The following is an 11,328-nucleotide window of genomic DNA, read 5'->3' on the forward strand; positions in this document are numbered from 1 at the left end:
GAGAAAACTGGGAAGAACTCACAGCTTTCCTGGACTTCCCACTGGAGATCAGAAAGATCATCTATACCACCAACATCATCGAAAACCTAAATGGAAAAATCAGAAAATACACCAAAAACAAGCTTTCCTACCCCACCGATGAAGCCGTCCTCAAATCGGTCTTCTTAGCAGTCATGGAGGCCACAAAAAAATGGACCATGCCCATCCGAGACTGGGGAATGATCCTAAACCAATTTATGATTATGTTTGAAAACCGTCTAAAACTCTAACTAACCCTAAAATCTATTTACACACTTTTCGGGATAGTGTCTATCTTTAAGAAGTTAGGAGTAGGCAGGAAGAGAACGGTTCCAAAAGTCCGCCGTCTCCAGGCTGAATCCAGTTAAAGAATGAACAATCGGATTCTTCTCGTTTCACTTTTAGGACTATTCATTATTTTGAATTTAGTTCCAACATACTTATGGATGTGGGGGATTTCATTAATTGACTTGGGAAGACCTGAATTCTCAACAATCAAATTTGAAACAAGAGAAATTCTAGATTCAATCATTCGAAACACAATTTTAATTGGGCTTTGGTTACCGATATTAATAGTCATATTAAGGCGTAAATGGAAACCAAAAGCTTTGATTTTGCCGACAGTAATAAGTTTGATTCTATTTGTGGTGATGATAAAATCTCAAGATGTTTATCCTGACGAGTATTCAGAATATACAGAAAACGGATATCAACATCGAATTGAAAAATGGAATGAAAAGGATGGGACCAAAATTAGACATTGGAAAAGTCGAGATTCATTAATTAACTACATGACACATAGACACATTGAATGGGTACTCTTAAAAGAGGAAAATAAATAAGCACAATTTCGGCTCTAGTAAGTGCGGGCTGAATTGCAAACTTGGAGCTTTGTGTTTCTAGTCAAGTTCAGTGCTGGGTAGACAGATTGGAGCTCTGAAATCCCGCCCATCGCAAATCTGCAAACCATTAATAATTCAATTATCCCCATGAAAACCCCCATCCTTCCCCTCCTTATTTTTCTCACGGTTTTGAGCAGTTGCCAGCCTGAGTCTGGAAGCCAGGAATCTCCAAACCCAAACAAGGAGGCTTCTCAAACTCAGGGACTAGCTGCAGCGGAAATGCAGGAACCTGTCTTTTTTCCCTCCGAACTTCCCTATCCTTTTTCCAGTGCGGTGCAGGTAGGGGATATCCTTTATCTCTCCGGAGAAATTGGGGATGCAGGAAATGGAACTGGGGTAGTTCCGGGTGGGATTGAAGCCGAAACCCACCAGATGTTCAAGCGAATTCAGGCCACCCTTGCCCAACATGGACTAGGCTTGGAGGATGTGTTTAAATGCACCGTGATGCTGGCCGATATGTCGGAGTGGCCAACCTTTAATCAGGTTTATGCCACCTACTTCGAAAAAGGAAAATACCCCACCCGTTCGGCAATGGGAGTAAATGGCTTAGCCCTTGGGGCAAGAGTAGAGATGGAAGTTTGGGCGTATAATCCTCAGAAAAAGATTTCTGAATAGGATTAGATGTGATTTTATAGCGAATACTTTTTCATTGCTTCTCAATCGTTTCCGTTGATTTTTGCGATAGGGGAGATTCCCCTCCTTTTTTATGGCTATTTTAAGTAGATGATAGAAAAGGACTTATCCAGAAGAGACTTTATCCAAAAAAGCTTGGCTGCCGGCTTGGGTTTGGCAGCATTTCCGAGTATTGCTGCACTTGCTTCCCAAGCTGAACCTAAAATGAAATTTGGCTTGGTCACCTACGAATGGGCAAAGGATTGGGATCTGCCTACTTTGATTTCTAATTGTGAAAAGACCAAGGTTTTGGGAGTGGAGCTGCGAACCCAGCATGCGCATGGAGTGGAAATTTCCCTTTCAAAAGCCCATCGGGAGGAAGTCAAAAAGCGCTTTGCGGATAGTCCAGTTACTTGTCTGGGTTATGGCAGCAACTACGAATACCATAGCCCTGATCCCGAAAAGTTGCGGCAAAACATCGAAGGCACCAAAGCCTATATCGAACTCTGTCATGATATCGGAGCCACGGGAATCAAAGTCAAACCCAACTTCCTGCCCCCGGACGTACCCAAGGAAAAAACCATCGCCCAGATCGCCGCTTCTTTCAATGAAGTCGGAAAATATGCCCAGGATTTTGGGCAGTTGATCCGGGTGGAAGTCCATGGGCAATATACCCAAGAGCTCCCGGTGATGAAGGCGATTTTTGAGCAGGTGACTGAACCCAATGTGAAAATCTGCTGGAATTGCAATACTGAGGACCTTTTGCCTCCGGGTTTGGAAGCCAATTTCAACTCGGTGAAAAAGTGGTTTGGAGATACCGTCCACGTGCGGGAATTCAATGTGGGAGATTATCCCTATCCAGAACTTTTCCGGCTTTTCCGGCAAATGGACTACGAAGGTTGGATTTTGTTGGAAGCCCGAACTCAACCCGCAGATCGAATTCAAGCTTTGCGCGAGCAAAAGGAACTCTTCCAGCAAATGGCCCTGAAACCTTCCACCTAGTGACATCCATTAACCGCTTGGTGAAAAGTAAGCAGTGATCAGTCTCAGTGATCAGTTTCAATCATCAGTCTCAGTCCCAGTGATCAGTCTCAGTTTGCAGTAAAGTAGATTATCCGAAATTCAGACAACCCACAACCGACACCAGTACTGAGCTTGCTGAAGTAACTCACAACCCATATTCATCGGACATCCGACATCGGACATCCGACATCCAAATTCAAACAATAACCCATACAACCATGAACAACGATCAATCCCGCAGAGACTTTCTCAAAAAGTCAGCGCTAACTACCGCCGGACTAAGTCTAGGCGCCATGGCCTTTTCCCCCAAAAGCTACTCCCGTATTCTCGGTGCCAATGACCGGGTGAATGTCGGCATCGTGGGTTTCTCAGACCGATGCCGGGGAGCCCTGATTCCTGCCATGCAAATCCATGCCAAGGAAATGAACTTTCAGTTTACCGCTGTTTCGGATATCTGGAGCCGTAGGAGAGCCGAGTGCTTGGCCTTTGTCAAAGAAAAGGCAGGTTTGGACATTGCGGCATGCCGAAACAACGATGAATTGTATGATCGAAAGGACGTGGATGCCGTGATCGTTTCTACTGCCGATTTCCAGCATGCTTTGCACTGCAAAGAAGCGGTGGAGGCGGGGAGAGATGCCTATGTGGAAAAGCCCTTTGCTGAAACCATGGCTGATGCTAGAGCGGCCAAAGAAGCGGTACTTCGAACCGGAAAAATCGTTCAGGTAGGTTCCCAGCGTCGCAGTGGGATCAATTACCATCAGGCTCATGACTTTATCAAGGCTGGAAAATTTGGGGATATTGTAGCGGTCGAGATGACTTGGAATGTGAACCAGCCCGGCCGCTGGAGAAGGCCGGATTTGGTCAGTCAGATCCGAAAAGAAGATACGGACTGGGATCGGTACCAGATGAATCGTCCCAAGACCGATTGGGATCCACGGAAATATTTGGAGTTCCGCCTATTCTGGCCCTATTCTTCCGGGATTCCGGGTCAGTGGATGGCTCACCAAATCGATACGGTACATTGGTTTACTGATCTTCCTCACCCAAGAAGTGTAGCCGCAAATGGGGGAATTTACCTATGGAAAGATGGTCGCCAGAATTTTGATACCATGACTGCCGTCTTTGATTACGGGCCTTTGAATGATCCGAGCAAGGGCTTTCAGGTGATTTACTCCTCGCGTTTTACCAATTCTGCTGGGGGCACCAAAGAAATCTATTATTCCAATGCAGGGGAATTGAATTTAGACACCAACAGGATTTCTCCCAATGGTGGTCTTTCTGCCAACCAAGCAAGGTCCATGGGAATGAAAGAAAATATGCTTCCAGAAATGGCCTTGGGAGAAGCAGTCAAAGTGGAAACCGGAGCCAATACCGGAGCGGATGACATGACTTCTGCCCACATGCGCAACTGGATGGAATGTGTGCGTTCCCGAAAAAAGCCCAATGCAGACGTGATGGCCGGATACAATCATTCCATTGCCAATATCATGACTACGGCAGCTCTTCGAACCGGTCAGTTTGTGACCTTTGACGAGGAAAAGCAGGAAGTTTTAGCCGGTGGAAAACCTTTTCAGTATTAAGGCATGAATCACCGTAAAGAAATCCAAACGGGGATGGCAGTGCTGCTGCTGTCCCTTTTTACAAGTATGAATACAAGCCTGCATGCCCAATCTGACCCGGTCAAACTGCTTCGAAAGGATGCTGAAAACAAGGTAGATGTCCTGGTGGGAGGGAAGCTTTTCACTAGTTATTATTATCCGATCACGATTGCCAAGCCGGTTTTGTATCCCATCATTTCTGCAGGTGGACATGAAATCACCCGTGGATATCCCTTGGCTCCAAGAGCAGGGGAGCGGGGGGACCACCCTCATCATATCGGGCATTGGATGAATTACGGGGATGTGAATGGCCTGGATTTTTGGAACAATTCGGACGCAATTCCGGCTGAGCAAAAACACAAGTATGGAACCATTATCCACACGGGAATCTTAGCGACCCAAGAAACTGATCAAGGTGCAGAATTGACCGTGGGAATGGATTGGGTTGCTCCGAGTGGGAATGTATTGCTTAAGGAAAAAACCACCTTTCTATTTTCTTCAGAAGGGGAAAAGCGCAGCATCACCCGGATCACTACCTTGACTGCTCAGGAGCTGGCGGTTTCGATGAAAGATAACAAGGAAGGAGTTTTTGCGATTCGGGTAGCCAGAGAACTGGAGCACCCTTCGGATAAGCCGGAGATTTTCACCGATGCGAATGGCATTCCCACCACAGTGGCCAGCCTGAACAATGCTGGGGTAACAGGAAAATACCGAAGCAGCGAAGGTAAAGAAGGGGATGCCGTCTGGGGAACCCGTGGAACCTGGGTCACTTTGAACGGTCAAATTGAAAATGAAAATATCACCGTGGCAATTCTAGACCATCAGGCAAATCCCGGGTATCCTACCTACTGGCACGCAAGAGGGTATGGGCTGTTTTCTGCCAATCCCTTGGGACAAAAAGAATTGAGTGGAGGGAAAGATGTTTTAGATTTTAAACTTCAGCCGGGAGAGTCGGTGACGTTTCGATATCAGGTTATCGTCCAGTCCAACCCTAAAGGAGAGGAATACTGGGAAGGTTTGGCCAGTGAATTTTCGAAAATGAAATAAGAGGAAACGTGGCAAAGGCCACGTTTTTTTGTTTTAAGTCCAGAGCATTGGTTTTTATCCAGATTTGAAAATCTGTAACTTAAAGTATGGAAGCGAACATCGATTGGACATCCTTTAAGCGAAAAATTCATATTGCTAAACCCAAGGAAGAGATATTCCGGGCTTGGGCAAGTCAAAATGGACTGGAAACTTGGTTTTTGGAAAAGGCTGAATTTGAAAAGGCCGATGGATCCAAAAGAGAAAATGATCAACTCTGCGAAGCGGGGGATTTTTTTTCATGGAAATGGCATAATTGGCCGCATCACGAGGATGGGAAGATCTTAGAATCCAATGGAAAAGATCGGTTGGTTTTCACCTTTGGTCCGGGAGGAGAGGTTTTGGTGGAACTGAAAGATTCTTCTTATGGAATTGAAGTGGCTTTGACTCAATATCAGATTGCCACTGATGAAAAAAGTAAAATGAATTACTATGTAGGCTGCCATGGAGGCTGGACTTTTTGGATGGCTAATCTTAAAGCTTGGCTAGAGCATGGGATAACGCTGCATATCACGGGACTTCCCCATGAGGAAACTGCCAATATGGTTAACTCTTAATCATTGCAACAAGGCAGTTAAAAGCTTTATAAAGCCTTCTGAACCTTAGGTTTTGAGATAGGCATTGGGAATATTGGGGAGTTTATATTCCATTCCATACTTATGTTTCATCAGAAGTTCAACCGTCTCAGCGACTGTATTTTCATCTCGGTGCATTTGGGGCAAAAGCCCCATCATCGCATAGCTGATCGGGCTTATGTCCGGGAGGAAAGTCTCCCAAGGTCTGTCTTTTCCCCAAATCAAGCCTTTCAGCTGAATATCTAGACTAGCTTGGTTTTTCAGGCAAAAATCCAGCATCTCCCGGGACTGATTGCCATTTTGATTGACAGTATGGAAAATCGGCGTTTGCCCTCCAAAACCTAAGGAATCCAGACCTGCTGGAGTATCAATCGACAAACCTTGTTGAATTAAAACTTTTGCGCAGGCCACATGATTGAATTCCGCGCAAAGATGCATCAAGGACACTTCCAAAAAGGGTGTATAGGCTGAGGAAAAGGTGTATTCCCGGACTGCTCCTTCAGGTTGAAGGGCAAGTTGTTCCGAGAGTAGGATAGAATTATCGGTCAACACTGCCTCTAAGAATTTGTCGCCAATTTGATCCCCGCATTCCACAAAAGCCAAAGCGCATTCTTTAAACTTTGGGCTTCGTGTATATTCTCCGATCAAAAGCTCTATCCAAGGCTTGCCTTCATAGCCTTCTTCAATGTTTTCTAGCTCGGAAAGTATTTTCCGGATCCCTTCGGCATCATGGAGTTCAATGGCACTATGAAGTTTCTGCAAATCCATGGCTCATAATTTTCGAATCAGGTCTGCGGCTTGGGCTATATTTCCGACTTCGAAAAACCGCTCATGTTCCACCACATGATCTACTTGCTCATGGATCCAGGTGGTATGAAAAGGGATATGAATTCCATGTCCCCCTAGCTCCAGAACTGGAAGAATATCTGACTTGAGGCTATTGCCCAGCATCAGGAATTCAGAAGGGTGAACATCCAGGTGTTTGACCAATTTTTCGTAATCCTCTACTCGTTTTTCACTCATGATTTCGATATGGTGGAAGTGCTTTTCCAGCCCGGATTTTCTCAACTTTCGTTCCTGATCGACCAAGTCTCCTTTGGTGGCAAGAACCATTCGATAATCTCCATTTAAGGCTTTCAGAACATCCTCCACACCCGGCAGGAGTTCGACCGGTTTTTCCAACATTTCCTGACCGATTCGAATTACTTTGTCGATGAGTGTGATGGACACTTTGTGGTCTGAAATCCGAAGGGCAGTTTCGATCATGGAAAGCATAAAGCCTTTGATCCCGTAGCCATAGAGCTTTAGGTTGTCAATTTCTGTGCGATACAGCTCCTTCATGATGGCATGTTGGGGCATAAAGTCTTCCAACAAACTGGCAAATTTCTCCTCCGCCTCACGAAAGAAAGGCTCATTCACCCAAAGGGTGTCATCTGCATCGAAGGCGATTACTTTAATAGGCATTGTTTTTTTGTCAACGGTCGACAGTCCACGGACCACCGTTTTGTAAAATTACACGCAATCTTTAATCTTCAAGGACTAAAATCAGTTGACCGTGGACTGTTGACAAAATCTTGAAAACTGAGATTGATTACTGAAAACTATCACTGCTGACTGCCTTCTGCCTACTGAACCGTCTCTCCCATCCAAGCCAAAAGCACCTCCCTCCAGCCTTCCACGGCTCCTTTTCCTTTTCCAAAACCAAATCCATGTCCTCCGGACGGGTAGAGGTGCAAAGAGGATTTCACACCGTGCTGATGGAGTGCTTTGTAGTATAAAAGAGAATTTTCAATCGGAACTCCCTTATCATCCTGCGCATGTACCAAAAACGTCGGCGGGGTCTCAGCATTTACATTCAATTCTCCTGAAAAGCGGTCCATCAATTCTTGGCTGGCATTTTCCCCAATCAGATTTCTTCTTGAACCTGAATGAACTGCAGCATCCCGGAAGGAGATCACCGGATACACCAAAATCGAAAAATCCGGTCTGGCAGAAAGCCCATCGATCCCATCTTTGGGTCTATTCACTTCATTCAAATATTGGGTGCTGACGGTAGAGGCTAGATGCCCGCCGGCAGAGAAGCCCATAACTCCGACCTTGGCAGGGTCAATGTTCCAATCCATGGAATAGTGGCGGACCATCCTCACCGCACGCTGAGCATCCATTAAGGGTACTTCCTTGGGATCCGTCAAGGACTTGGAAATGGGAAGCCGGTATTTGACCACAATGGCAGCGATTCCTTGAGCATTAAACCATTTTGCAAAGTCAGTTCCTTCCCAATCGTAGGCCAAAATCGCATATCCACCCCCTGGAAAAATCACCACAGCCTCCCCAGTAGCAGCCTGTTTGGTGGGGAGATATACTTCAATAGTCGGAGTTTGCACATTGGCAATTCTCAAAATTCCCTGTTGGGTGGATTCTTCATTCAGGTCCGAGGAATTCTGCAAAGGCGGAGTCCCGTTCCAAAGCGGGAGGCTAAAATTCTGAGAAAATCCCAGAATAGATACCAGCATCAAGGCAAAGGTTACAATAGGTTTTTTCATGGTTTTTTGGGTAAATCATTAAATTTGAAATCACTCATAATTCCGCTTTAAACTCAAAAATCTTCTCACAAAGCGCCCATCTCCAATTAGCTGGTGTCCCGGGAAGATTGGTTTGAAATTGGCCCAGGAAAGCTTCCCATTCCTGAACTTTGGGGTTGGCATTGTCCAATGCTGCCTTCTTTTCAAAGCTGAAGGAGTCGTCACCGACCAGAATCATGCTCAGGCGGTTTTTCCATCGGTAAATGCTCATCTGGAGGACTCCAGCCACACGGATACTTTCCAGAATTTCCGGGGCCACAGCCTTATGACAATCCACATAAGCTTGGATGGCTTCAGGCTCGTTTTTGAGCTCGCAAATCAGAAGAAAAGTCTGCATACACTAAAATTTGGCTTTCATCCAATAAACCAAAAAAATCCGGTTTTACTAGCCTGCAAGTCTGAATTGGTGCCGGATTAATTGGGGTCCACATCCACCACCCACCGAACCGAACGAAATTCGGGTTTGGACTGGAGCTCTTCCAGAATAAGGCTCAGATTTTCTTTGAAGGAATGTTGGGTGTTACCTGCCTTATCCAATTTGATCATGCTTTCAAACTGGTATTGATTTTTTACTCTTGCGACTATGGCCTTTTCAGGTCCAAGTACGATCTTTTTCACAGCAATGGTCGCCATTTTATGGTGTAAGGCATGTGCTGCCCGTTCTGCAGTTTTGAAATCCGAATGCCGGGTGGTGATCCGGATCAGCTTGACAAATGGAGGGTAGTAAAATTTTTTCCGGTCGAACATTTCCTGTCGGAAAAACTCGAAATAGTCACCTCGAATGACTTTTTCATACAGGTCATTATCAGGATTTCGGGTTTGGAGGATTACTTGTCCCTTGACATCTCTTCTCCCGGCTCTCCCGGCCACCTGTGTGATTTGCTGGTAGGCTCTTTCGCCAGCTCGGAAGTCGGGGAAATTCAAAATCCGATCCCCATCCCAAATCCCAACTACGGTTACTTTCCCGAAGTCCAGACCTTTGGTAATCATTTGAGTTCCTACCAAAATGTCGATTTGTCCACTTGAAAACTCATCCAAAATCCTTTGGTATCCATACTTGCTTCGAGTGGTGTCCAGGTCCATTCTTCCCAACCGGGCCTCCGGAAAAAGTAATCCCAGTGATTCTTCAATTCGCTCCGTTCCCATGCCCTGTGTGGTCAATTGAGAGCTTCCGCAGGCCGGGCAGGCTTGAGGTACTTTTTCCTTGTAGCCACAATAGTGGCATCGCATTTCCTCGGCAAACTGATGATAAGTCAGGCTCACATCGCATTGCACGCATTCTGCGGTCCAACTACAGTCCTCACACTGCACATAAGGAGAATACCCCCGGCGATTTTGAAAAATCAGCACCTGCTGTTGCTTTCCCAAAGCCTCTTGAATCTTCTCCCGAAGCAATCTGGTCGAATCCAGCTTCAATAGATTTTTCTTTCGGTCTTCGGACAGATTGGCTAAATGGTACTCAGGTAAGCTGGCATCTCCGAATCGATTCGAAATTTCCACATATCCGTACTTGCCTTGGGTGGCATTGTAATAGGTTTCAAAAGATGGAGTTGCAGATCCTAAAATAGTTCTGGCCTGGTGAAAATATGCCAACATAATCGCTGCATCCCGAGCATGGAATCTTGGTGCAGGATCAAATTGCTTGTAACTGGATTCGTGCTCCTCGTCCACAATGACCAATCCTAAGCTATCAAAAGGAAGGAAAATGGAAGAGCGAACGCCGACCACAAATGAAAATCTCCCTGACAATACTCCATTCCAAACCTCCACCCGTTCATTGTCGGAGTATTTGGAATGATAGACGCCCATTTGAGAGCCAAAAACCTGCTTCAAGCGACTGACTATCTGGGTGGTCAAGGCGATTTCAGGTAGCAAAAGCAAAACCTGAGAGCCGCTCTCCAATACCTCCTGAATCAGCTGAATATAAATTTCCGTCTTGCCCGAACCGGTTACTCCATGCAGGAGTACGGATTGTTTGGTCTCAAAGTGGTTTTTGATTTCTTCTAATGCGGCCTGTTGACTGGTGGAAAGTTCATATGCCTCGCGTTCGGGCTCTTCTTCCTCAATTCGGTTGATCACATGCTTGAAGGATTCGAAAACTCCGTTTTTGATCAATGTTTTCAAAGAACTTTCGGAATCGCCCTCTTCCAGCAAAGTAGCCTTGTCCAGCCCTTTTTCATTCAACTGAGGTTTGCTGAAAACCGGAACATCCCGAAGGTATTTGAGGAGGATAGATTCCTGCTTGGGCTTGCCTTGAACCGCTTCAAAAACGGCCTGAAGGGCATTTTTGTCTGAGGCGATTTCCGAAACTAACCTGATTCTTGTTTCTACTTTTGGAGTATATTTTTCCTGGACCTTTTCAAAAATCAAGATGGCTTCTTTGGCTACCAGGCTTTTGAGAATGGGGTGGATGGTCTTGATTCCCAAGATTTTCTCACAGTCCTCGTAGCTAAGTTCTGCCTGATTTTCCAAAGCTTCCAAAATCTTCTCTTCGCGCACATCCAGAGGATATTTACTGGTTTCCGGATCGAAATTGGGATTGGACTGAATCTTACTCTCCGAAGAAAGACGGAGCCCTGAGGGCAATGCGGCATGCATGACTTCCCCAATATGACAGAAATAGTACTCTGCCATCCAGACCCAGAAACGAATCTGGAGTGGATTAACGCTAGGATGGTCGTCCAAAAGGTCCAAAATCGGTTTTGCTTCGTAAGCCTGTGGAGGCTTGTTGTGCACCTTTCCGATAATGCCTGTGAGGACTTTCTTTTTCCCAAACTGCACTATCACCCTTTGACCGATCTGAATCTGTGGTTTGAGTAGGGAAGGGATTTTGTAGGTGAACATCTTCGGGATCGGAACAGGCAGAATGATATCTGCGAAGTTGTTTCCTCCGGACTTTTCCAAAAAATCTTGATCTGCAAAGAGACTTTCCACC

The 11,328-nt window shown here is 45.7% G+C and carries 12 protein-coding genes; 7 read left to right on the forward strand and 5 right to left on the reverse strand.

Annotated elements, in window-relative coordinates; all coding sequences use genetic code 11:
- The 7 genes from G458_RS20740 to G458_RS0112510 all read left to right on the forward strand — a co-directional run.
- On the forward strand, positions 1–269 hold a 269-nt coding region (locus G458_RS20740), incomplete at its 5' end, for a transposase (protein ID WP_035468194.1).
- Between the two features lie 120 nt (positions 270–389).
- Complete coding sequence (locus G458_RS0112485) at positions 390–860, forward strand: hypothetical protein (RefSeq protein ID WP_026952196.1); 471 nt, start codon at positions 390–392, stop codon at positions 858–860.
- Between the two features lie 147 nt (positions 861–1,007).
- Complete coding sequence (locus G458_RS0112490) at positions 1,008–1,535, forward strand: RidA family protein (protein ID WP_211234633.1); 528 nt, start codon at positions 1,008–1,010, stop codon at positions 1,533–1,535.
- 108 nt (positions 1,536–1,643) lie between these two features.
- Positions 1,644–2,534, forward strand: coding sequence for a sugar phosphate isomerase/epimerase family protein (locus G458_RS0112495; RefSeq protein ID WP_026952198.1), 891 nt, complete (start codon positions 1,644–1,646; stop codon positions 2,532–2,534).
- Between the two features lie 239 nt (positions 2,535–2,773).
- Positions 2,774–4,135 carry a Gfo/Idh/MocA family oxidoreductase gene (locus G458_RS0112500; protein ID WP_026952199.1) on the forward strand — a complete coding sequence of 454 codons (1,362 nt, stop codon included), beginning with the start codon at positions 2,774–2,776 and terminating at the stop codon, positions 4,133–4,135.
- A 3-nt stretch (positions 4,136–4,138) separates the two neighbouring features.
- Entirely contained in the window at positions 4,139–5,200 is a 1,062-nt protein-coding gene (locus G458_RS0112505) for a DUF6807 domain-containing protein (protein ID WP_245579271.1), read from the forward strand.
- Between the two features lie 86 nt (positions 5,201–5,286).
- Complete coding sequence (locus tag G458_RS0112510) at positions 5,287–5,793, forward strand: SRPBCC family protein (protein WP_026952201.1); 507 nt, start codon at positions 5,287–5,289, stop codon at positions 5,791–5,793.
- Positions 5,794–5,838: 45 nt separating this feature from the next.
- Here G458_RS0112510 and G458_RS0112515 read toward each other — a convergent pair whose 3' ends face one another.
- The 5 genes from G458_RS0112515 to priA form a co-directional block, all read right to left on the reverse strand.
- Complete coding sequence (locus G458_RS0112515) at positions 5,839–6,579, reverse strand: hypothetical protein (RefSeq protein WP_026952202.1); 741 nt, start codon at positions 6,577–6,579, stop codon at positions 5,839–5,841.
- Positions 6,580–6,582: 3 nt separating this feature from the next.
- Complete coding sequence (locus G458_RS0112520; protein WP_026952203.1) at positions 6,583–7,275, reverse strand: HAD family hydrolase; 693 nt, start codon at positions 7,273–7,275, stop codon at positions 6,583–6,585.
- A gap of 161 nt (positions 7,276–7,436) precedes the next feature.
- Positions 7,437–8,354, reverse strand: coding sequence for an alpha/beta hydrolase (locus G458_RS0112525; protein ID WP_026952204.1), 918 nt, complete (start codon positions 8,352–8,354; stop codon positions 7,437–7,439).
- A 34-nt stretch (positions 8,355–8,388) separates the two neighbouring features.
- Positions 8,389–8,730 carry an L-rhamnose mutarotase gene (locus tag G458_RS0112530; protein ID WP_026952205.1) on the reverse strand — a complete coding sequence of 114 codons (342 nt, stop codon included), beginning with the start codon at positions 8,728–8,730 and terminating at the stop codon, positions 8,389–8,391.
- Between the two features lie 77 nt (positions 8,731–8,807).
- The gene (gene priA / locus G458_RS0112535) at positions 8,808–11,327 is read right to left on the reverse strand and encodes a replication restart helicase PriA (RefSeq protein ID WP_026952206.1); all 2,520 of its coding nucleotides are present in this window, start codon (positions 11,325–11,327) and stop codon (positions 8,808–8,810) included.
- Between the last annotated feature and the right edge of the window lies 1 nt (position 11,328).

This window comes from Algoriphagus mannitolivorans DSM 15301, assembly GCF_000429425.1.
Classification (GTDB): Bacteria; Bacteroidota; Bacteroidia; order Cytophagales; family Cyclobacteriaceae; genus Algoriphagus; species Algoriphagus mannitolivorans.

Coding starts and splice junctions, on each gene's coding strand:
- G458_RS0112490 (WP_211234633.1), top strand. CDS start 1,008: ATGAAAACCCCCATCCTTCCCCTCCTTATTTTTCTCACGGTTTTGAGC.
- G458_RS0112495 (WP_026952198.1), top strand. CDS start 1,644: ATGATAGAAAAGGACTTATCCAGAAGAGACTTTATCCAAAAAAGCTTG.
- G458_RS0112505 (WP_245579271.1), top strand. CDS start 4,139: ATGAATCACCGTAAAGAAATCCAAACGGGGATGGCAGTGCTGCTGCTG.
- G458_RS0112525 (WP_026952204.1), bottom strand. CDS start 8,354: ATGAAAAAACCTATTGTAACCTTTGCCTTGATGCTGGTATCTATTCTG.
- G458_RS0112510 (WP_026952201.1), top strand. CDS start 5,287: ATGGAAGCGAACATCGATTGGACATCCTTTAAGCGAAAAATTCATATT.
- G458_RS0112530 (WP_026952205.1), bottom strand. CDS start 8,730: ATGCAGACTTTTCTTCTGATTTGCGAGCTCAAAAACGAGCCTGAAGCC.
- G458_RS0112485 (WP_026952196.1), top strand. CDS start 390: ATGAACAATCGGATTCTTCTCGTTTCACTTTTAGGACTATTCATTATT.
- G458_RS0112520 (WP_026952203.1), bottom strand. CDS start 7,275: ATGCCTATTAAAGTAATCGCCTTCGATGCAGATGACACCCTTTGGGTG.
- G458_RS0112500 (WP_026952199.1), top strand. CDS start 2,774: ATGAACAACGATCAATCCCGCAGAGACTTTCTCAAAAAGTCAGCGCTA.
- G458_RS0112515 (WP_026952202.1), bottom strand. CDS start 6,579: ATGGATTTGCAGAAACTTCATAGTGCCATTGAACTCCATGATGCCGAA.